Here is a 22,164-nt window from a genome sequence, read left to right as displayed (position 1 = left end):
GACTTTCGCTCAACCAACCTTCCTCTCGACAAGCAGCCAAACCTGTGGACGAGCCCCGCTGCCTTGCTTCGCATCCAACCGCCCCCAAAGGATCACTGATGAAACTTGCGATTCCCTTCTACTGCCTTTTGCTTTGGTTTGCAAATGTATCGCCAGCCAGTGGCGACAACAATTGGCCTCAATGGCGTGGGCCGTTGAACAGCGGGGTCTCTGAGTCCGGCGACCCGCCAGAGACATGGAGCGAGACGAAGAACATCAAATGGAAGGTTGCCATCGATGGAAATGGCACTTCAACCCCGATCATTTGGGAGGACAAAGTCTTTCTTCTTACCGCCATCAAGACGAATGAAAAAGACACCTCCATCCCCGACCCCGAAGATCAACCAAAGACAAATTTCTTTGACGTCAAGCGTCCCAATGCCGTTCACGAATTCGTAGTCCTCTGCCTGGACCGCAACACAGGACAAGAGATCTGGAGAGACATCGCGACGAAGAAAATTCCTCACGCGGGCGCTCATCACGACAACGACCTGGCATCTGCATCACCGACCACTGACGGAGAACGACTGTTCTGTTGGTTCGGTTCGGCGGGCCTGTTTTGCTATGACCTGGATGGCAAGAAGTTGTGGGAACGAGACCTGGGTGAAGCCAAGGTCGGGTCGAGCCTGGGAGAAGGCAGTTCTCCGGTTTTGTATGGCGACAAACTGGTCATCGTTCGCGACTACAGTCAACAAGGCTCCGTTGAAGTCCTGGAGACGACAACCGGCAAGTCACTCTGGCGCAAAGACCGCGATGAAGACAACGCCTGGGCAACGCCTCTCGTTATCGAACACAGTGGGCGGACTCAGGTCATCACCAGCGCCAGTCAGTTCGTTCGCAGCTATGACCTGAATACCGGCGACATGATCTGGCAATGCAGCGGCCTGACGGGCAACTGCACACCCTGCCCACAGGTCGAAGGCGATTACGTGATCTGCATGAGTGGCTATCAGGGCTATGCAGCCATGGCGATCCCGCTAACGGAGACCGGCGACATCTCAAAATCGGAGAAGATTCGCTGGTCGATGAACAAGGGAACTCCCTACGTGCCCTCGGCCGTGCTCTACGATGGACTGCTGTACTTCAATCAGTCCAATCAAGCGATCCTACGTTGCGTAGATTCGAAATCCGGTGAACTGCAGTTTGGGCCTCAGAGAGTGGATGGAATTTCTAATCTCTATGCGTCACCAGTCGCTGCCAACGGCCGCGTCTACTTTGTTGGCCGAGCAGGCACTACAGTCGTCCTCAACCGCTCACGCAGTTACCAGCCAATCGCCACCAACGAACTGGACGAACGCTTCGACGCGTCACCGGCGATCGCAGGCAAGGAGTTGTTCCTAAGAGGATCAAAGCACCTGTACTGTATCGCGGAAGAATAGCCTGCGTCACCGTTAACGGAACATGCTTTCCGTCACGCCGCAGGTTGACATTGGCCGGCGATGCAGGCCCAATGGCCCGCTCTTGCGGCACGGATCGCATGCAGAACCGACAAGTTTTGGGCAACATCGCTCGATAGAAACGCTCCATAATGCACGACTGACAAGCGAATCTGTGACTCAAGTCAAAAATTCGGCGCCGATTGCTCTCCGCATGGTGATCAGACACAGGCTGTCCAGATCGAACAACAGGCTTGATCCCTAAGAGCCGCGATTTCATGGTACGATGTGCTTCGCTCTGGCCGATCGCTACCCGTTCACTTCTAACATTCGGAAACACAATGAAATTCATCGTGAGTGCCGTTGCACTTTTGATCAGTCTGCAAGCACTGTGTGCGGACGAGCCAGTGAAACGCGAGACACCGGAACTGGTGACCGGACAAGTCTGGATGCGGAGCTACGAGTTCAAGGAGGCGGACAAGGAAATGGAGTACGGCCTTTACATCCCAGAGGGCTACGACGCCAAGAAGTCCTATCGCTTGATGGTCGTCCTGCACGGGCTGCACAGCAACCCTCGCCAGATTCTGAATTACCCCGGCCTCACCAAGTTGGCTCAGCAGCACGGTTACATCCTGGCCGCACCGATGGGATACAACACCAAGGGCTGGTATGGAGGACGCGGACAAACATCGCGACGTTGGGACCCCATGAATCTTGGAGAGCTTAGCGAGAAGGACGTGATGAACGTCTTGCAGATCGCGCGACGCGATTTCAATGTGGACTCGAAGCAAATCTATTTAATGGGCCACTCGATGGGCGGGGGCGGCACCTGGCACATCGGCATCAAGTACCCTGAAATCTGGGCCGGCTTAGCACCCATCGCGCCAGCGACGTTCCGTTCCCCGAACGAATTGACCAAGATCAAGAGCACCCCCGTGATTCTTGTGCAAGGAGACAAGGACCGGCTGGTTCCCGTACGAGGCGCTCAGCGCTGGGCCGCCAAAATGAAAGAACTTGGGATGACCTACCAATACATTGAGGTGAAGGATGGCAACCATATCCAACCAGCCATCACCGAACTGCCAGCAATCTTCGACTTCTTCGCCAAACACGCGAAAAAGGTTCCCTCAACGGAGCAAACGCCAGACACTGACGAAGCGCCAAACGCTGACCAATAGATCCAGACGCCCAGCTCTGATACGATGCCGTTAGCGCTGTCTGGATGACTGGCGAAGGAAACACGCCGCAAAACGCCCCACTGTGGTGCCAAATCAAAGTCGAATGACCTGGGCAAGGTGTCCGCCGACGACCGGAGCGTCGCGGCACCCAGTAGCCTCAGATACATCAGACCGGTGACCATCAGACCGGTGACCATCCGACCAGTGATCGCCCTGAATTTCGCGGCTCCAACGAGGCAGTACCGATTCGGCGCGCGGACAGCGTGAATGCCTGAAGTGACTGGCGCAGATTGATACAATACAAACCTCTTCCCAGCGTTCGGCAGTCGGCCTTGCCTGGGACTATGATAGCGTCACGATGGCGCCCCCTTTGTAACCTAAAACTGCACTGAAACGTTAAAAGACAGCAAGCAATGAAAAACGCGTTGATTGTGATACTGCTCACGGCAATTCTGACACCTTTACTTCACGCAGCTGAATCACTGCCGCCCTTGAAGGAGTCGATCGAAGACCCAGCGACGGGCCTGAATCTGCAACCCGGCTTTGCCGCGGAAATGGTCTACAAGGTCGACAAGAGTAAGTTTGGCTCGTGGATCACATTGGTTTTTGATCCGCAGGGTCGGTTGATTGTTTCCGACCAAGGTGGTGCAGGTGTCTTTCGCATCACCCTTCCGAAGGTTGGCGAGAAGTTCTCCGAAGCAAACATCGAGAAACTGAATCTAAAGAATTCCGTGCAGGGATTTCTGTTCGCCTTTGACCATCTTTACATGGTTCGATTTGGAACACTGTCTCGAGCGCCGGTTTCAGCCAGCGGCGAGATTGGGCCCGAAGAGGTGATCTCTGAACTGAACGGTGGCGGTGAACATGGACCGCACTCGGCGATTGTTTCCGAAGATGGAAAAAGCATCTACGTCATCGGCGGCAACATGACCCAAACGCCCGAGCACGAGTTTTCTCGTATTCAACGCAATTGGAAAAACGATGTCCTGCTGGGGCATTACACCTACGGGCACAACGCCGGGGGTAAAGCGCCTGCTGGATTCGTGATGAAGTTCAGCCCCGACGGCAAACGTCGCGAACTGATGCACATGGGATACCGCAACCCGGTCGACTTTTGCCTGAACCGTCATGGCGAAATGTTTGTCTACGATGCCGACATGGAATATGACATCGGTGCACCTTGGTACCGACCGACACGAATCAACCATGGTGTCTCTGGTGGCGAAAACGGTTGGCGAGCGACGACGCAGAAGTGGCGAAAATACTACGCCGACACGGTCGGCTCTGTGGTCGACCTTGGCCCCGGTTGCCCAACGGGAGTGATTGCCGGAACCAACGCCAAGTTCCCCACTCACTATCGCGACTCACTGTTTGTTTGCGACTGGACCTTCGCAACGATGTATTCCGTTCATCTAACGCCCAAGGGTTCGTCCTACACCGCAGAAAGTCGAGAGTTCCTGTCCAACACCAAGGGCGCCTTGCCGCTGACGGACGTCCAGATTGGCCCCGATGGACACATGTATTTCACCGTCGGAGGTCGCGGCGGCCAATCGTATCTGTATCGAGTCTATTACAAGGGCGATGAATCCACCGAGTTGTCCAAACTGGACAACACCGGATCCGAAGCCCGAGCGACGCGACACCTGTTGGAATCATTCCACGGACATGCCGATGCAAGCGCCGTCAAAACCGCGTGGCCTTACCTTGGAAGTGATGATCGTCACCTGCGATATGCCGCTCGCATCGCAGTCGAATGGCAGGACACAGCGACCTGGGCAGACAAGGCGTACAACGAACCGAACGATTTGATCGCGATTCACGCCCTGCTTGGCCTCAGCCGACGCGACGTCGAAGGCAGTCTGCCCGCGATTCTTTCACGACTGATCAAGGTCGACTTTGATGCCTTGACCAAAGAAGGAAAGCTCGCCTTGCTGCGGACGTATGCCGTTGCCATGAGCCGCCACGGTATGCCCGAGGCAACGCTGCAGAAATCCGTGGGCGATCAACTCGACGCTCAATTCCCCAGTCAGGACGACAACATCAACGAGGAACTGTGCCGCGTACTCAGTTACCTTGAACATCCCAATGTCGTGCCGAAAACCGTGGCCTTGATGAAAGTCACCAAAGCCAAAGCGTCGCAGTACAACGCTGACATTCTGAAACGCAACAAAGGCTATGGCGGCAAGATTCTCCAGTCGATGGAAAACTCCCCCAACATCTTGAACATGCACTATCTGTTCTGCCTAAAAGATGTCAAGGCGGGCTGGACCATGGACGACCGCAAGTTCTACCTGGGCTGGGTCAAAGATCTAGCGTCACGCAGTGGCGGCAACATGTACCGCGGCTACATCGACAAGATTCGTGAGGCTGCCATCAACTCCGTCCCAGAAAAAGACCGACTGGCGCTGAAGTACCTGACCGGTGACATTAAAACCGTCGACATTGGCACCCTGCCCAAACCAAAGGGCCCTGGTGTGCAGTGGACCGTCGACTCCGCGCTTAAAGTGCTGACCGAACATGAGCTAACAGGCCGCAGCCTGGAGAACGGCAAGAAAATGTTCATGGCCGGCCAGTGCGTGGCTTGTCATTACCTGGGCAACACCGGCGCCGGTGTTGGCCCCGACCTGACAAACCTTGCCAAACGCGCTGATTACAAGTCGATGCTGGAATCGATCATCGCTCCCGACCTTGTTGTGTCTGATCAATTTGCACAACACATTTTCCTGTTGTCCGACGGACAAGTGGTCTCGGGACGCATCGTTTCCGAAGACGACAACGAAATCGCAGTGATGACTTCTGGAGTGACTCCAGACAAGTTGACACGTTTCAACGGAGAGGACATTGAATCAAGACGGTTGTCCAAAACCTCCATGATGCCCACCAAGCTGATTGACGGGATGAACGCTGAAGAGTTAAAGGACTTGATCGCCTACTTCGTTTCGCAGGGCAACCCGTCGCATGCGGTTTACAAACGGCCTAAGACGGTCAACCTGTCCGTCAAGAAACTGAATATCGAAATCATCAGTGCAATCTACGGAGCGCCAGACGACTCCAGCAAAAGCATTGATGTTCGCAAAGTGTTGCAGCGACAACTTGATCTGCGAGATTACAACTTTGCCATTCGCAATGATCTTGTTGGCAAAGATCCCGCACCGGGGATCGTCAAGGCTCTTACCCTGAAGTACACACTCGACGGTAAGACCATCACCAAGACGGTCCCAGAGAATCAGACGATTCAGTGGAAATAGTCCCTGGCGTATCTGTCCTGATGATCGCCACCGCTCGTTTCAGACCCCATGCTCGCCGGAGCGTGGGGCCTGACCCGTTTATTCGCTGACCCGTTTATTCTCATCGGGCAGCCCAACGCCACCTTCTCGCGCGAGTGGATACAAACAGAGTGTCAATTGAGCCACAACTGAATAGCATCATGAGCAAGCAGAAATCACGACGGACACTGCCTTTGAGATTAGGGCTCTTTTTCTTTTGCCTGATCGTTGGACACGTTGCGCCAGGACTGGTTGCACCAGTCAGTGCAGACCAACCGAACGTCATCGTCATCCTGACCGATGATCAAGGCTGGGGCGATCTGAGTGTGCATGGCAACACCAACATGAGCACCCCCAATATCGATCGACTCGCTTCACAGGGCATGGCACTGGAACGTTTTTATGTGTGCCCCATCTGCTCGCCAACGCGAGCTGAGTTCATGACCGGTCGCTACAACCCTCGCACCGGTGTCAAGTCGGCCAGTCGCGGTGAAGAACGCATGGATTTAGACGAGACAACCATTTTCGAAGCTTTCAAAACCGCCGGCTATAGAACGGCAGCGTTTGGAAAATGGCACAATGGAATGCAACCGCCTTACCATCCCAATGCCCGTGGTATCGACGAATACTATGGTTTCTGTTCCGGACACTGGGGGCATTACCATTCACCGATGTTGGAACACAACGGTCAGATCGTCACCGGCGAAGGCTTTGTGATCGACGATTTCACGAACCGAGCGATGAGCTATCTCGAAGAACACAAAGACGCTCCGTTCTTTGTTTATCTCCCTTTCTGCACGCCTCACTCTCCGATGCAAGTTCCAGATCGCTGGTGGGACAAGTTCGAAAACCACGACCTGCCACTTCGCGCTCGTGAAGATCAACCAGAAAACCTCTCCCACGCTCGGGCCGCACTGGCGATGTGTGAAAACATCGACTGGAACGTTGGACGCCTGATGAAAAAGTTGGACGATCTAGAAATCGCCGACAACACCATCGTCATCTATTTCTCGGACAATGGGCCCAACGGATTTCGCTGGAATGGCGATATGAAAGGCAAGAAAGGCAGTGTCGATGAAGGCGGCGTCCGCTCCCCTTGCTTTATTCGCTGGCCAGCAAAGATCCCCGCCGGTAGCAAAACGGACACCATTGCTGGAAGCATTGATTTGAAACCAACCTTGCTTGATCTCGCCGGCATCCGTGACACCGGAACCTTGCCGATGGACGGAGTCAGTCTCAAACCACTTCTTTTGCAGGACACTGTTAACTGGCCTGATCGACTGTATATCAATCACTTCAGGGGCAAAACCAGCGTGCGAAGCCAGCGCTTCAGGCTTGGGTACAAGGGCGGGCTGTACGAGATGCAGAACGATCCCGGGCAGCGCGTTGACGTAAAAGACAAGTTCCCCAAAGTCTATCGTCAGCTCACTGCGGCCGGAGAGAAGTTTGACAGGGAAGTTGTGGGCGAACTACCCGAGGGCAACGACCAGCGTCCGTTCACCATTGGTCATCCTGATCTCACCTTCACTCAGCTACCTGCGCGCGACGCCGTTGCGACCGGACAGATTCAGCGCTCCGGCAGAGCCCCAAACTGCTCGTTCTTCACGAACTGGGTCAATCTCGAGGACAGCATTTCCTGGAACACCGATGTGCAGATCGAAGGTGATTATCAAGTCTGGGTCTATTACACGTGTTCAGAAGCTAATTTAGGGACAGTCCTGGAACTACGCTGCCATCATTCAGCCATTACCAAAGAAGTCACCATCGCAAACGATCCACCTCTCGTGGGCGAAAACTCCGATCGCTCGCCCCGCAAAAGCGAGTCCTATGTGAAAGAGTTTGTTCCTCTGAATTTCGGCATCCTTCACTTGGAAAAAGGAAAGAACCCCTTGGTACTTTCAGCGCAAAAGATTCCAGGCGATCAATCGATCGAGATGCGACTCATCATGCTCAATCGCCTTTCGAACGTGAAAGAATGAAGCAGGCAGAGCAGGGGACCAGAGCCGGAACCGGCTCCCTTCCGACGTCCCGCTCCAACAGACAAGATAGCGACAGATTGGCATAACATTCATGCTGGAACCCACATTCCTTGCGCGACTTCCTTCACAGCATTCCATGACCACCGTGAGACACGTCGTTCGCTTCACGACCTTCGCCGTACTCTTTCTGCTGGCCGCCCCGTTGCTGGCCGATGAGCCAACGGCCGATTCCAAACGCAGGCCGAATCCCAACGGGGAACAGGTGGCGTTTGAAAAGGCCGCAATGAGCGTTACCTGGGCGGAAGCCTTGGCCGATCCCTGTGATAGGGACTGGCGGAAACATTGGTTCCTTGATGGCAAAGTGGGCACCGTCACGAATCGCCCCAACGGCATGACGCTGACCGCCGGCCCGAAATTCAAAAACGATGCTCATCACATGGTGCTGTGGACACAGGACAACTTTGTCGGTGACTTGAAAATCGAATACGAATACACGCGACTGGACAAGGCCCCAAACTGCGTCACCATTCTGTACATCCAGGCCACCGGCAGTGACGCCGGCCCTTACGCCAAGGACATCACAAAATGGAGCGAACTGCGTCAGGTGCCGGCGATGAAGATGTATTACAACCACATGAATACGTATCACATCAGTTATGCCGCCAACCCCGAAACAGAGGACGCCTACCTGCGCGGGCGCCGATACATGCCTGAGAAACAGGGATTAAAGGGAACCGGCTTGAAACCGGACTACTCTGCGGCCGGACTGTTCGCCACCGGAGTCAAACACCACATCACAGTGATCAAGAAAGAACGCGACCTCTATCTGAAGATCAAAAATCCAGACACGGTACGCTATTTCCACCTGGCAAACCAAGATCTGCCCGTGATCATCGAAGGCCGCATCGGATTGCGTCATATGTTCACGCGTTCGGCCCGGTATTCGAATTTCCGCGTCAGCCGAGCGACGGCAGCACCGCAAGCAGCACAGGACGGGAATCTTGCAGAGCCACTTTCCGAGCTTCGTTGCGACCTTCAAACGTCCGCGAGCGAGTCCGCGACCTTGTCGGACACTGCGGAATTGGACACCGTAAAGACACACTTCGGAGCTTCCGACTCTGAATTCCAGCAGCTTCAACCAAATGCTGACACCCGCTGTCGAGCAATGCTTGAATCCGAATCCGGCAAACCGTCCGCTCCAGGGAAGATTCAAAAAGGACTGGACTCGCCGAGTGGCCACCATCGCGTTCGGTGAGAAGAAACGCGTCCTCGATTTCAACGAAAATAAAAAGCAATGATATGAGAATCCTCGTCTTAGTCTTCGCAACCTTTCTTGGCCTCTCTGCAGTAGAGGCTCAGCCGAAGCCTGTGCTGGTCGGTTTGATAGGCGATTCGACCGTGGCGGTGCAATCGGGCTGGGGGCCTGCTTTTTCAAAGCGTTTTAATCGTCACGCAACGATTGTGAACGACGCCAAGAACGGAGCCACGCTGCAAGCCTTATCAAAGAAGCTGGATGAACTTGTTCTGCGACAACCCGATTATGTTCTGATTCAATTCGGACACAATGATCAGAAACGCTATGACACCGCTGTCTACAGCGCTCATCTAAAATCTTACGTCCAACGCATCAGGCAGTCGGGTGGCAAGGCGGTGATTGTAAGCTCGGTCACTCGTCGCAGTTTTGATAAGCACGGCAAAATCGTGTCCAACCTGGTCAACAACGACAAGTACAGCTACAAGGGAACGCTGACAGACTACGCCAAAGCCGCCGAAGCGGTGGCGCAAGAATTGAATTTGCCTTTCATCGACCTGCATCGAGCGAGCATTGCGCACCATAATCAGATCGGCTACGAAGCCAGCATGACTTACAACTTTGCAGAAGGTGACACGACCCACTTCAATGAAACTGGTGCCGAAGCGATCACCGATCTAATCATTGAAGAACTCGCAACAAACCTCCCGGAGCTAGCGAGCTACCTAAAGGTGCCAGTGCCTGCAACCCGAGCAAACAAAGCCCCAACAGAACTGGCAACCGGTCGCCTGCGACGCGTCCCCGGCGAGAACGCCGACAAGCTCTTTGAATCCGTGCTAAGTGCGAACAAGCCCTGGCCGCTTCAAGGCGGTTTCGCACATCTGTGGCTCAACCGTGATCTGGTTAAAGGCAACCAACTGATTCGCCAAGCTCAACAGGCAATCATCACCAACGAGGGCGGTGCAGATGAAATGACGCCGGAGATCGCCGCGTCAGAGCATGTTAAATGGCAAATGCGGACGTGGAACCGAATCTACCTTCTCTTTAACGATAAAAGCCGCTTCCATCCCGGGCGTCTCGATCCCGAAACGCAGGCGATGATCGAGAAAATGTTTTGGCACTACGTGTGCGACAAGAGTCGCTATCAGAGGGCTGCTCTCCAGCATGTGTGGGGCATTCATGGTTCCGAAAACCACGAAATGATGCACTACAGCAATGTGCTGCTGGCCTTGCAGGCGATCAAGGATCGGCCCGCTTATCAAGATCGCAAACTTCCCGACGGTCGCAGCATCACGGAACATCACCAAGCCTGGAACGCCTATTACAAACGCTACTGCGTCGAGCGTGCCAAGCATGGCCTGTTGATTGAAATCTTTTCCGGCTACGGCAAATACACCATGCCGGAACTCTTCAACATGCACGACCTGGCCGAAGATCCAGTGCTACGTTCGCGCATGGGAAAACTCATCGACTTGATCTGGGCCGACTGGGCGATCAGCCAGTTGAATGGCGTGCGCGGCGGCGGACGACTGCGTCTGTACCAGGATGACCCTGCGAAACCTGAAAGCAGTTTCCAATGGGGTGCCAGAGACACATGGCTTAGCATGAGCCACTTCATTCTTGACAACAAACCGTGGTGGAATGCACGCTCCTATCACCCCCATCCCATCATCGGCTACCCTTGGGTTTTGGCCACGACACAGTACCGCCTGCCGGATGTGATCAAGGACATCGCAAGCGATGCCGAGGACCGTGGCGAATACAATGCTGTCGCGCGACGAGTTGCCAAACAGCGCCCAATGGATGGCAAACAGGTCCCCGTCACCGAATCTCCCTGGTATGCCCTGGACCCTGAAGACCCGCGTATGCTGAGCTACGATCACTGCACACCGGACTATGTGATGGGTTCGCTGTTAATTGACCCGACGTTACCACGTGTCGGTTCCCACGATTATCTGGCGGGAAATGATCTGATCGAAGGCTATCCTGCGTTGACTTCACAAAACCGTTACCACGGCGTCACCTTCGCCTCGGATGTGAACGCGCGAGTGATCCCACAATGCGAAGGCCTGGCCAACGGCAAGACCTATGGCGAGCAGCAAGCAGTGCAACATGACAATGTCTTGCTGGTGCAACGTCACAAACAATCCAAGCAAACCGGAGACATGCGCATCCTGTTCGGCCTCCGTGGGATGAAGGCACGTCTTGTCGAGCAAGATGGCTGGGTCATCCTTCAAGAAGGCAATGCGTGGCTGGGGATCAAGGGATTCTCTCGCACCGATCCCAATCGATCATGCGGTTATCAGTGGGATAACGAGATCTTCCTGCGCATGGCTGACGGCAACGCCCCGGTGGCTCTGATCGCCGGTCGCAACACCGAGTTCGCGGACTTCGAAGCGTTTGCAAGCTACCTGGAAAGCTTTTCCGGCACCGCGCAGGACGGATGGTTTAAACTCTCGGGCGATAAGCTGACCCTTTCCCTGCAACTCGAATCCCTGGCGCTTCCAAGGGTCAATGGGACCGCCATCGACCTGCGTCCCCCAATGCTGTTCGACAGCCCATGGATGAGTTCAGAGCACGGCAGCGGAATCATTCGAATTCACAAGGACGGACGAGAACTGAAAATTGACTTGAATGAATGAGTCAAACGATGGGAACAGAATCCTGCCCCGTCAACACCGGGCAGATTTAGTCCGCCGAATCCCTTCAGGTACCAACCATGCTCCGGTCACTTTTGCTGCTCTGCGCTGTCTCAATCGCTACTCAAACGCTTCGTGCGGAAACGCCAAACGTCCAGGAAACTCGGATCTCATTCCTGGTTTGTGGCGACCCTCAGTACCTGGCTGAACACGCCGATCAACCGATGCAATTGGACCCACTTTCAGAGCAGGCCAATCGCGGGTTCGTCAAACGCGTGCTCGCGCTACCGGGATCAACGCTGCCTGAAGCGATGGGTGGTGGCGTTGTCGCCTCTGACCTGCGTGGTCTAATCAATACCGGTGACCTGATTGATAGCCTAGATAAAACTGGGGGACAATACCCCGCAATGCAGCGTTATGAGTGGCAGCGATTCCTCGCTGACTATGGTCTGACCGGACAAGATGGACGGATTCCTCTGCCCGTTTACGAGATCCACGGCAATCATGATGGACCACAGGGCGACACCTTCGTCGTTGACGCCATTATCAATCGCAACAAGCAGCGGCCCGGCGTCCTTCATCTCTCCAGCAACGGACTGCACTATTCATGGGATTGGGGGCCAGTGCACCTCATCAATCTGGGAATCTTCGTTGGCGCAGGCGAACGTCGACGGAAAGATCACCATTACGCACCGCGGGCGAGCTTGGAATTCTTAAAAGCAGACCTCGCTAAGCACGTCGGCGACAGCGGCCGGCCGGTGATTATTTCTCATCATCTGCACTTAGACGCGCCGGAGTACGATTGGCCCGCGGAGGACCTTGCTGCGTACTATGACGCGATCCGTGGCTACAACGTCGTCGCCATATTCAATGGACATACTCACGGCTCACCTCCAAAGCATCGGCGCTGGAATGGCAAACAGATCAGCCCAACGATCGAAGGCATCGACAACTACGATCCCGACGACGCGGGAGCCTCCAAGCTCCACAAAGGCAAGCCCGTCGGCCTCGCTCACGGGTTGCTATACGTCCAGATCATTGATCGCCCAGGCACCCAGCAGGACACGATGCTCGTTCGCTCCTATGTCACCCGAGACAACTGGAAAACAGCCCACTGGGACCGTCTCTGGAAGAAGCCGATCAAGTCACCCGACGACGACGACGCCCCCCGCTAAATCGCGTCTCGCCGATGGTCAACACGCTGTCGCCTGGTGTTCCGCGAATGATCAGACGACAGAACGAAGCTTCGCATCAGGCTTGACCAGCCACCAAGTTGCAACGGGCTCTTCTGCGTCGGTGTTTGAATCGTCTTGGCAAAGCTGGACCTCGATTTTGCACAGCAGGGCCAATGATTGCACTTCAGCGAACGGTTCACCATTTTATGGGGAAACCTGATCCCTGTTTCGTTGTTTCAACAAGAGGACTCCGCGGGCGTCGAGACAGCCAAGCGGAACCGGTATCATGGTAGACGTTGAATGAATGTGGTGCACTCGAAACGGTAATGCGTGTCTTCAATTCCCGTCCCCGCTGTGTTCCACCACACGCTTGTCATGACTTCCCCAAGCTTCCCCCCCAACCTTGAGTTCAAGATGAATCAACGCTGCATTCTTTGTTTCCTACTGGGCGTCTTGTTCGTGACCGGTGCACGGGCACAGCAAGCTGATCGTGCACCGGCCGCTGGTCAGACCCTGCTTGAGAATTGGCTCAAGATGGACAGGGACGGAGATGGAAAGCTTAGCAACGATGAAACAACGGGGCTGATGAAGCGATTCTTCGATCGCAATGATGCGAACAAAGATGGCTTCCTCGATCGCCAGGAACTGGAGGCTTTGCAGAAACGGCTCGCGTCGAATCGGGGACAGTCAACGCAAAACGCCAATCGAAACCGGCAGCAAGGCATGTCCACCGAACAGTTGCTAAAGAACGCACCGGAGGATGTGATCATTGAAGCCGGGATCGCTTATCGCCCGGGAGACAGCAAGGCCTGGCAATTGGACCTTGTCCGCCCCAAAGCAGCCGCAAGTGAGCCTCGCCCGGGGATTGTTTTTGTCCACGGCGGTGGCTGGCGAAGTGGAGACAAACGCGCCGCAACCTTTCTGCGGGGTGCGATCGAGTACGCTCAAAAGGGATACGTGTGCATCACCGTCAACTACCGGCTGACCGGTGAAGCGCCGTTCCCTGCCTGTATAGAGGACGTTAAATGTGCGGTCCGCTGGTTCCGTGCCCATGCCAAGAAATACAACGTCGACCCGAATCGATTGGGAGGCTACGGAAACTCAGCCGGAGCTCACCTGGTCTCAATGCTTGGCTTGTGCCCGCCAGCAGCCAAGCTTGAAGGCGACGGCCCCTACCAAGACCAGTCAAGTCTGTTGCAAGCGGTTTGCGCCTCGGCGACTCCATCTGACTTTGGGCTGTTCCCTCGAAGCCCCCGGGGAGACAGCCGGTTCAAGGGAGAGGCCGATCAGCGTGAGACGCTAATCCGAGCGTGCTCACCGATCACCCATGTGCACCAACAAGCCCCGCCCTTCCTGTTGATCCATGGCACCGCTGATGGCACCGTGAACGTCAAGCACGGCGATGTTTTCGCAGAAGCGTTGAAAAAGGCGGGCGCTGATGTGACCTACATGCGCATCGACGGTGCAGGTCACGGGGTTTTCAACCAACACTCTGATCGCACCAAGCCTGCAATGGAAACGTTCTTCTCACGAACGTTGGGCAAGCAGAAACAGACTCCCTGATGGCCGCAGCTGAAAGGGCGAAATGGGATCAGCGGTAAATTGGCCAGTCGAGGCTTATCTTCGGCGGCGACGGACTCCGGCATACAGTCCCAGGACTGCAAAGACGGCCAGAGAACTCGGTTCCGGGACTGCATTCAGAAGGATCGTTTCAGAAGCATCGGGATACCAGCCAGGCCCTCCCCATCGGGAAAGCACCACCGACTCGGCATGCGTTTCTGGAAGGACGAATCCGGGAATTTCTGGAAGTTCGAATTCACCTGCTCGGATGATCATTTGGTCGCGACCACCTTGGTACAGCGCCCGGACTCGCTGAAAGGTATCGCTAAAGTAGATGCGAGTCTTTGTTCCGGTTCCCAGCAAGAGTGGACCGCTGCTAAGAGTGTCACTGCGGTCGTTGGTCGAGCCAACGTTATGGACAAATGGTTCATCACTCCACGGAATGTTTGCATCAATCTCCAGCGTGCCACCGGTGGTGGCAACCAGATCACTGTCACTGGAGAGGTTGGGCCACCGCGCTGTCCCCAGTCCCGTTTCCCATTCCAGCGTCATCATGAAGGGATCACTATTGGTGGTCATGTCAAAGACCAAGTCATCGCTGATGACTAGTTTGCCAGTTCCATTGGAGATCTCGCCGCTGATATAGATCATTCCAGCACCGGCTCGACTGGTCAAAAGCCCGGCCATTAGCACAGCGACAATCAGTCTCAACGTCAAACGTTGCATGGTGGTTCTCGTTACAGGAAAATGACGATCCGCCGAATCTTTCAGCGAGTCACGAGGTTTTGGGCAACTTCAATGCCAAGCACAACCAGCTCAATCTGCCAGCGGCACAAACATTCACAGCTTCGTGCATTTTAGTGAGAAGAGTTTACTTTTCAACACCAACGGAGCAGACTCTCCTGCTGTTTAGACTTGGTAGACGACTCCCCGACACCCACATAACCGCATCGCCAGCCACAAGAACAATCGCCCCCGCCAGCGCCCCCGCCAGCGCCCCCGCCAGCGCCCCCGCCAACGCCCCCAGCGCCAGCGTCCAAGCCCATTCGGACAGGGCTGTGGTTGCGACACTGGCGAGCATTGAACTCCATCACGAAGAGCAAGCGCAACGGTGACGGAGTTGCACTCGGTCCAAAATTCTGGGGCAGGTCAACGATCTCATGTCGCCCGCTTGGTAGCCAGGAAACTCAGATCGGTGATGTCGTGAAAACCACTGATTGGCGACCAAGTGACGATGCCACGGATCACGACTGGCGCAGGCAGCGCTCCCACTGAGGCGTGCTGCTTCGGCCCGGTGGCTTCGGCCCGGCAATTTGCCTGCGCAGATTCCCTGGTTGCTGCGTCTGCCAGAACACTAACAAGGTGAGCAATCAGATGATTGCGGCATCGGATTGCGTCAGACACGGCAGACGCCCTATCTCCCGGCTTGAGACGCAGATGATGTGCGAAAAATCCACGGCAAGGCTCCACGAGACGGAGATTTCTATCCAACCGGTGATCAGGGTCTGTTAAACTATCAGTCCCACCTGATTCCTACCTATTACTGCTTACCGATCGAGACTCGCCATGCTTGGATTCGGAAGTTTCAAAGCCCAAGACTGTTCGGGCCCGACTCGTCGTAGCTTCATCAAGACAGCCGCGGCGGTGCCGTTCACCGTTGGTTCCACCCACCAGGTGTTGCAGGCCGCTCAAGCGGCGCAGCAAGAGGGCCGCGTCAAGTCCGTGATTGTGCTATGGCTATGGGGCGGCCCCAGCCATATCGACACATTTGACCCCAAGCCGGATGCTCCGATGGAGTACCGTGGACCGTTTGGAACCATTCCCACCAAGACCTCAGGGATGCACTTCACGGAACTGCTGCCGAAAATGGCCTCCCGAAGCGACAAGTTCACGGTGATTCGGTCCATGGTCACCACCAACGGCGGACACCCTGGTGCTGGTACGGTTGGACTGACAGGTTACGAAGAAAATGCCGGTCCGATCCAACCGAACTTTGGTGCCATCGTTGCCAAGGACCGTGGGTCTACCGAAGCCTTGCCTCCTTTTTTCTATGTGGGACGCGGGATTCCTCGCGACTTGCCTCGGCGCATTGAAGGCTACGGTGGCGGGACACTGGGCAAAGCTTATGATCCGTTCTTGGTACGCGCCGACGAACGCGGGCATGTCAGTATTCCACAACTCGATCTGCTGGAAGGCATCACTCCTAAACGCATCCAAAACCGCAAAGCGCTCCTCAATCAACTCGACAACGCTCGTCGGCAACTTGATTCCGCTGGGATTGAACAATGGAATCGAACCCATCAAAGTGCCTACGGATTGCTTGCAGATGCAGAAGCTCGGCAAGCATTTGACTTAACACAAGAATCCGACAAAACACGTGGCCGCTATGGACAGACCACGTTTGGCCAAGGCTGCCTGCTGGCGCGAAGACTGGCCGAGGCCCGAGTCCCCTACATCCAGGTTAACTGGAGCGAATACGTCGAGACCTTTTCGCCCAACTGTGACTTTGGCTGGGACACGCATATTTTCAATTTCGAGTTACTGCAAGACCGACACTGTCCCATTTTGGACCGCGCTTACTCGGCGTTGATCGACGACTTACAAGATCGTGGCATGCTGGACGAGACGTTGCTAATCGCGATGGGCGAATTTGGCCGCACACCTCGAATTAGCAATCGAGCTGCCCGCGAACACCATCAGCATTGCTACTTCTCGATTTGGGCCGGCGGTGGAATCGAACCCGGCAGATGCATCGGAGAGAGCGACCCGCGTGCCGAGCATCCGATCACGCGGCCCATCACCCCCTTACAAGTCGGTACAACGATCGCCGAATTGTGCGGCATTGGAGCCAAACGACGTGCGGAATTGAAGGTGCTTGACGGCGGGAGCTTGATTCATGAACTGGTTTAAACTGCAAACGCTTGCCGGACTCTTGCTGATCATTCACTCGGCTAACCTTCCTGTGGCCGCTGACGAAATCAAACTCACCCACGACGGCAACATCAAACGGGACCCTCTTTTCATTCACGAAGGCAAGACACTGGTCTACAGCTATGACCAGCGTGAAGACCTGATCCGCGCGGTGCAGATCCCAATGGATGATCTGAGCAGTGCCCCCGAACCGCTGTTCGGCGAAGAACGCAGCCATCAAACGGAGATCGCCTTTTCGCCTGATGGTCGTTACGTCTCATTCGATCAGTGCACGGGAAACCTGACCGGAAAACTGGTGATTCGTGACTTGGAGTCTGAAAAGGAGGTGTCCATCTCCCATAGCGGTCGCGGTGCCTACCGCACACCAACGTTCACTCCCGACGGTCAACGCGTGATCTATGCCTTTGCAGAAAAAGGCCCCATGCAACTCTGGTCGGTCAACCTAGAAGGCAAAGACAAGCAACAGGTGACCGAAATCGAAGGCATGACTCACTGGCCCGGATTCACTCCCGACGGAAAACGGCTGGTGTTTTCCAACAGCCGCGAACACAACTACGAAATTTACATCCGCGACACCGATGGCAGTAACGAAACCAGACTGACCAACAACCGGTTGATGGACATTCGTCCACGAGTTTCTCCGGATGGAAAACGCATTTGTTTTGTCAGCACGCGAGATGGCAATTACGAAGTCTACGTGATGAACCTCGATGGCAGCCGAGTCGTCAGAGTCACCAACAACTCCGAACGCGACGACTATCCCAATTGGCATCCCAACAGCCAACAGCTTGTTTATGTCAGTGAGCGAGATGGACAGATGGACTTATATTTAGTCGATGTGCCACCTGCGGAATCAGCCCCGGAGGTTCACACGCGATGAGTTTTGGTGCCTTCTCTCGCCCCTGGGCCATGATTGCCTTGGCGTTCCTTTGTCTCGCCGGCCAAGCCAGCGCTGAACCGGTCATTCACCGCATCGAACCGCTGAACCTGACCATTGGTCAAACCACTCTGGTCACTGTCTTCGGCGATCGCCTGACCCAAGACGGGCGGGAACCGATTCTCTGGTCCAACGCCCCTATCACCTGGACCGTGGCTGAACCAGAGGATCCCAAACAAAGCAAAGACAACTCACGGGAACGACGTTTTTCGGTCACCGTAACCGATCAAGCCTCAGCGGGCGTTTGCGCGATCCGGCTTGCTAACCGTGATGGCATCTCTGCACCGGCGATGCTGTTGCTGGACACCGAACCAACGACAAAAAGCTTGCGACTGGAGAACAATCGTCCCTGCATCCAGACATTCACAGCGAAACAGGGACAAACGTTCTACTGTGAAGCGTGGTCACGGCGTCTGAATCAGGACACCGATCTGATCATGAGCGTCAAGAATGAAGCGGGCACCACCGTAGCCTCCGCAGACGATGACGAAGTCATTGGCTTTGATCCACAGCTCTCGTTTCGAGCGCCGGCAACGGGCACGTACACAGTGGAAGTCCACGACAATCAATGGCGTGGTGGTGGGCAATGCTGTGTCCGTGTCTCATCGAATCCGCTGATCACTTCTGATCCAACGGCAGCCGAGTTCATCACCCAGCAAACCGCGTCCCCGATCCCTCTGGAATTGGAATCCGATCAATACCTGACGGTCACACCACAGACTCGGGCGATCGGTTCCTCTGCCATGTTGCTAATGGAACTGCATAACACCGCTGGGCAGCGAGTTGCCCAGACCGGCACAGGCGACACTTCGGATGAACCGCTACGATTCAAAGTCACGCAAGCTGGCCAATACCAGTTGCATGCTTACGATTTGGTCGAGCGCGTCGGTTTGCCCTTTGACCTCAATATCTCGACGGATCAAGCTCCATTTGTTGTGCAACTTGATGGCGGTTCTAAAGATCGGCACGTGATCAAGCCAGAGGACGAGTTCAAGGTTCGGTTTCGGGTGACAAGATTTCGCTACGACGGGCCGATCACCATCACCTGCCCAGAACTGACACTCAAGGACAACATCATTCCAAAAAAACGCAACGACATCGAAGCCAAGTTGCAACTCCGCTCGCCCGCATCGGCAAACCCGCTGCTAACGTTTCAGTTCCAAGCCACGGCAACCCTGGATGGCAAAACCTATACAACCCCCGTGCGAACACCCCAGCAACTGAAGCGAGTCTCTAAAGGCATCACGCAATGGCCTCCTGGACTCGATGGAACCTGTTTTGCGTTCATCAAACAAGAGGGAGCAAAGAAATGACCATCCAAAAGCTCATTGCCAAGTCAGTGCTCGTTCTTCTGATCGTTGTGTCTGGCACGCCCCTGCAAGCGGAAAACGAACTGCATGAGGAAGCTGATCTCAAGATTGACACGATTCAAGTCGGCCAGCCAGTCAAACTGGTGATCTCCCCGAAGACGTTTACGCTCGATGGAAAACATCAGCAGTTACAGTTGATCGTCACCGGATTGTACGCCGATGGATCAGTGGCCGACCTGACTCGGGCCGCGAGTTATCAGCTGGATCAACCAGAGATCGCGACCGTGAATCAACGCGGCGCCGTGGTTCCCAAGTCCAACGGCGAAACAACGATTCGCGCGAAGGCTGGCGATGCAAGCATCGAAATGAAGCTCGCTGTAACGAACGCAGAGTCACCCGACCCCGTTTCCTTCCACTTCCAAACCCTGCCGATTTTGTCGAAGACGGGCTGCAGCATGGGCGCCTGTCATGGATCACCTCATGGCAAAGGCGGTTTCCGACTTTCCTTGCGTGCCTTTGATCCAAGCCTGGACTACCGCACGATTGTGGAAGAGGAATTTGGCCGCCGTGTCAATCTATTGGAACCTCAGCAGAGCCTGCTTCTAGCCAAACCACGAACTGAAATCGCCCACGGTGGTGGACAGAGGTTGCGTCCCGATGACGTCGAATACCAGCGACTGGTCCAGTGGATTCGGGAAGGATGCCAAGTTGATCCAGAGCCTGCGAGGTGCACGTCGATTCGTTTGGAGCCGGGTGAAGGACGGTTCCTGCGTCGTCCACATCACGTGCAACAGATGCGTGTCACCGCTTATTTCGACGATGGCTCCAAACGTGACGTCACGCACTTGGCGGTCTTTGAATCCTCCGACGACACCATTTGCAAAGTGAGCCGTCATGGGTTGGCAGTGGGACAACGTCGTGGCGAAGTCGCCGTCATCGCTCGCTTTCTTGATCAGATCGAGAGCACGGTCCTGGGCTTCATTGATACGGTGCCCAATTTTGATTGGCAGGCTCCTGAGCCCAAGAGCTATGTGGACGAACTGGTTTACCAGCGTCTGAAACAGTTCCAGTATCTGCCGGCAAAGATCTGCAGTGACGAAGTCTTTCTACGGCGAGTCTCTTTGGATCTGACCGGCCTGTTGCCGTCGGTCGAACAAACGGAGGCCTTTCTAGCCGATCCGTCCTCAGAGAAACGTCCCCAACTGATCGACCAGCTACTGGCATCAGATGAACACGCTCTGTTTTGGAGTCAGAAATGGGGCGATCTGCTGAAACTGTCCACCAGACAAATGGGGCACAGCGGTGTCTTGAAGTTTCACCGCTGGATCAAGCAATCGGTTGCCAACAATCAACCGTATGATCAGTTTGCTCGTGAAATCCTGTTGGCCTCTGGCAGCACGCTCAGCAACCCGGCGGGCAATTTTTATCGCACAGGTTCAGACACCTCCGACATCACTGAATCCACCTCCCAACTGTTCCTGGGAACTCGAATTGGCTGCGCCAAGTGCCACAACCATCCCTACGAGCGTTGGACTCAGGACAACTATTATGGCCTCAGTGCGTTCTTTCATCGTGTGGCGACGCGGCAAACCGGTCGCGGCGATGAAGCGGTGGTTTGGATGCGCCGTGAAGGCGAAGTCAAGCATCCGGTCAGCGGACAACCGGTGAGCCCTTGGTTACCAGCCGCTCAAGAGCACGACTTGGTCTCGCAGTCGACCGATCGCCGAGAGGCCTTTGCTCAGTGGCTGACCTCTGCCGGCAACCCCTTCTTTGCCAAGGTAGAAGTCAATCGCATCGCCGCCTACTTACTGGGACGGGGCATTGTGGAACCGTTCGATGACCATCGGGACAGCAACCCTCCGGCCAACGGACCGCTCCTGGAGGCCTTGGCCAAAGACTTCACCGATCACAAATTCGATCGCCGTCACATCATTCGCACGATCGTGAACTCCAACACCTACCAAGCGACGGCAGAAACCAACCGCTACAATGTCGATGATGCTCGGTTCTATTCGCACTTTCAACCGCGCAGGTTGACCGCCGAGCAATTGCTCGATGCGCTGGGGGAAGTCACGGGAGTGCCAGAGCGGTTTGTCTCGGTGCATCCCGATACAAAAGCAACGCAGTTGCCGGCCCCTGATCTAAAGGAACACAATCGCGGCCAGATTGGAGAGATTGAATTTCTAAAAGTCTTCGGCATGCCGGAACGACAAACCGTTTGCCAATGCGAACGGGGAACCGATTCTAGTCTGGGGCAAGCGCTAGAGCTCTTTAATGGCGGAACCGTCCATCGCATGGTTTCCAGCAAGCAAAACCGAATTCACCGCAGCCTTGCCGCTGGCGAACCTCACGATCAAATCTTAAAGGAACTTTACCTGCGTGCCTTTTCCCGAGCCCCCAATGCTCAGGAATTGCAAATTGGACTGGATTACTTGAGTCGCTCAGAAGATCCAGGCAGCGCGTTGGAAGACATTCTCTGGGCATTGATCAATCAAGACGAATTCCTGTTTCAACATTGAAAT

Annotated in this window: 13 protein-coding genes; 12 read left to right on the top strand and 1 reads right to left on the bottom strand. The window is 55.1% G+C overall.

The window, feature by feature from the left end:
- Positions 1-98: 98 nt before the first annotated feature.
- From SV7mr_RS08825 to SV7mr_RS08790, 8 genes are all read left to right on the top strand, one after another.
- Positions 99-1,418: a PQQ-binding-like beta-propeller repeat protein gene (locus SV7mr_RS08825; protein WP_145271164.1), complete on the top strand. Its 1,320-nt coding sequence runs from the start codon at positions 99-101 to the stop codon at positions 1,416-1,418.
- Positions 1,419-1,756: 338 nt separating this feature from the next.
- Positions 1,757-2,593 carry a carboxylesterase family protein gene (locus SV7mr_RS08820; RefSeq protein ID WP_419188286.1) on the top strand — a complete coding sequence of 279 codons (837 nt, stop codon included), beginning with the start codon at positions 1,757-1,759 and terminating at the stop codon, positions 2,591-2,593.
- A 413-nt stretch (positions 2,594-3,006) separates the two neighbouring features.
- The gene (locus SV7mr_RS08815) at positions 3,007-5,841 is read left to right on the top strand and encodes a c-type cytochrome (protein ID WP_145271160.1); all 2,835 of its coding nucleotides are present in this window, start codon (positions 3,007-3,009) and stop codon (positions 5,839-5,841) included.
- Between the two features lie 179 nt (positions 5,842-6,020).
- Positions 6,021-7,838 carry an arylsulfatase gene (locus tag SV7mr_RS08810; protein WP_145271158.1) on the top strand — a complete coding sequence of 606 codons (1,818 nt, stop codon included), beginning with the start codon at positions 6,021-6,023 and terminating at the stop codon, positions 7,836-7,838.
- Positions 7,839-7,974: 136 nt separating this feature from the next.
- Positions 7,975-9,093, top strand: coding sequence for a DUF1961 family protein (locus SV7mr_RS08805; protein ID WP_419188285.1), 1,119 nt, complete (start codon positions 7,975-7,977; stop codon positions 9,091-9,093).
- Positions 9,094-9,137: 44 nt separating this feature from the next.
- Positions 9,138-11,732 carry a rhamnogalacturonan acetylesterase gene (locus SV7mr_RS08800; RefSeq protein ID WP_145271154.1) on the top strand — a complete coding sequence of 865 codons (2,595 nt, stop codon included), beginning with the start codon at positions 9,138-9,140 and terminating at the stop codon, positions 11,730-11,732.
- A 77-nt stretch (positions 11,733-11,809) separates the two neighbouring features.
- A complete protein-coding gene (locus tag SV7mr_RS08795) occupies positions 11,810-12,904 on the top strand; it encodes a metallophosphoesterase (RefSeq protein ID WP_145271152.1) in 1,095 nt (364 codons plus the stop codon).
- A 414-nt stretch (positions 12,905-13,318) separates the two neighbouring features.
- Positions 13,319-14,467, top strand: a complete 1,149-nt coding sequence (locus SV7mr_RS08790) for an alpha/beta fold hydrolase (protein WP_419188284.1) — start codon at positions 13,319-13,321, stop codon at positions 14,465-14,467.
- A 54-nt stretch (positions 14,468-14,521) separates the two neighbouring features.
- On the opposite strand, the gene SV7mr_RS08785 is transcribed toward SV7mr_RS08790, so the two are convergent.
- Complete coding sequence (locus SV7mr_RS08785) at positions 14,522-15,190, bottom strand: PEP-CTERM sorting domain-containing protein (protein ID WP_145271149.1); 669 nt, start codon at positions 15,188-15,190, stop codon at positions 14,522-14,524.
- Between the two features lie 840 nt (positions 15,191-16,030).
- On the opposite strand from SV7mr_RS08785, the gene SV7mr_RS08780 reads away from it, so the two are divergent.
- The 4 genes from SV7mr_RS08780 to SV7mr_RS08765 are packed head-to-tail and all read left to right on the top strand — an operon-like array spanning position 16,031 to position 22,161.
- The gene (locus SV7mr_RS08780) at positions 16,031-17,374 is read left to right on the top strand and encodes a DUF1501 domain-containing protein (protein ID WP_145271147.1); all 1,344 of its coding nucleotides are present in this window, start codon (positions 16,031-16,033) and stop codon (positions 17,372-17,374) included.
- Positions 17,361-18,275, top strand: a complete 915-nt coding sequence (locus SV7mr_RS08775; RefSeq protein WP_145271145.1) for a TolB family protein — start codon at positions 17,361-17,363, stop codon at positions 18,273-18,275. The genes SV7mr_RS08780 and SV7mr_RS08775 overlap by 14 nt, the downstream gene beginning before the upstream one ends.
- Positions 18,272-19,645, top strand: coding sequence for a PPC domain-containing protein (locus SV7mr_RS08770; protein WP_145271143.1), 1,374 nt, complete (start codon positions 18,272-18,274; stop codon positions 19,643-19,645). Before SV7mr_RS08775 ends, SV7mr_RS08770 begins: the two co-directional genes overlap by 4 nt.
- Entirely contained in the window at positions 19,642-22,161 is a 2,520-nt protein-coding gene (locus SV7mr_RS08765; protein WP_419188283.1) for a DUF1549 and DUF1553 domain-containing protein, read from the top strand. Before SV7mr_RS08770 ends, SV7mr_RS08765 begins: the two co-directional genes overlap by 4 nt.
- Positions 22,162-22,164: the final 3 nt, after the last annotated feature.

This window comes from Stieleria bergensis (assembly GCA_007745635.1).
In the GTDB taxonomy this organism is placed as follows: Bacteria; Planctomycetota; Planctomycetia; order Pirellulales; family Pirellulaceae; genus Stieleria; species Stieleria bergensis.
The sequence above is the reverse complement of the archived record's forward strand: the minus strand, read 5'-3'. Positions and strand labels throughout refer to the sequence as shown.

Coding starts and splice junctions, on each gene's coding strand:
- SV7mr_RS08825 (WP_145271164.1), top strand. CDS start 99: ATGAAACTTGCGATTCCCTTCTACTGCCTTTTGCTTTGGTTTGCAAAT.
- SV7mr_RS08820 (WP_419188286.1), top strand. CDS start 1,757: ATGAAATTCATCGTGAGTGCCGTTGCACTTTTGATCAGTCTGCAAGCA.
- SV7mr_RS08805 (WP_419188285.1), top strand. CDS start 7,975: ATGACCACCGTGAGACACGTCGTTCGCTTCACGACCTTCGCCGTACTC.
- SV7mr_RS08780 (WP_145271147.1), top strand. CDS start 16,031: ATGCTTGGATTCGGAAGTTTCAAAGCCCAAGACTGTTCGGGCCCGACT.
- SV7mr_RS08765 (WP_419188283.1), top strand. CDS start 19,642: ATGACCATCCAAAAGCTCATTGCCAAGTCAGTGCTCGTTCTTCTGATC.
- SV7mr_RS08810 (WP_145271158.1), top strand. CDS start 6,021: ATGAGCAAGCAGAAATCACGACGGACACTGCCTTTGAGATTAGGGCTC.
- SV7mr_RS08770 (WP_145271143.1), top strand. CDS start 18,272: ATGAGTTTTGGTGCCTTCTCTCGCCCCTGGGCCATGATTGCCTTGGCG.
- SV7mr_RS08790 (WP_419188284.1), top strand. CDS start 13,319: ATGAATCAACGCTGCATTCTTTGTTTCCTACTGGGCGTCTTGTTCGTG.
- SV7mr_RS08815 (WP_145271160.1), top strand. CDS start 3,007: ATGAAAAACGCGTTGATTGTGATACTGCTCACGGCAATTCTGACACCT.
- SV7mr_RS08795 (WP_145271152.1), top strand. CDS start 11,810: ATGCTCCGGTCACTTTTGCTGCTCTGCGCTGTCTCAATCGCTACTCAA.
- SV7mr_RS08775 (WP_145271145.1), top strand. CDS start 17,361: ATGAACTGGTTTAAACTGCAAACGCTTGCCGGACTCTTGCTGATCATT.
- SV7mr_RS08785 (WP_145271149.1), bottom strand. CDS start 15,190: ATGCAACGTTTGACGTTGAGACTGATTGTCGCTGTGCTAATGGCCGGG.
- SV7mr_RS08800 (WP_145271154.1), top strand. CDS start 9,138: ATGAGAATCCTCGTCTTAGTCTTCGCAACCTTTCTTGGCCTCTCTGCA.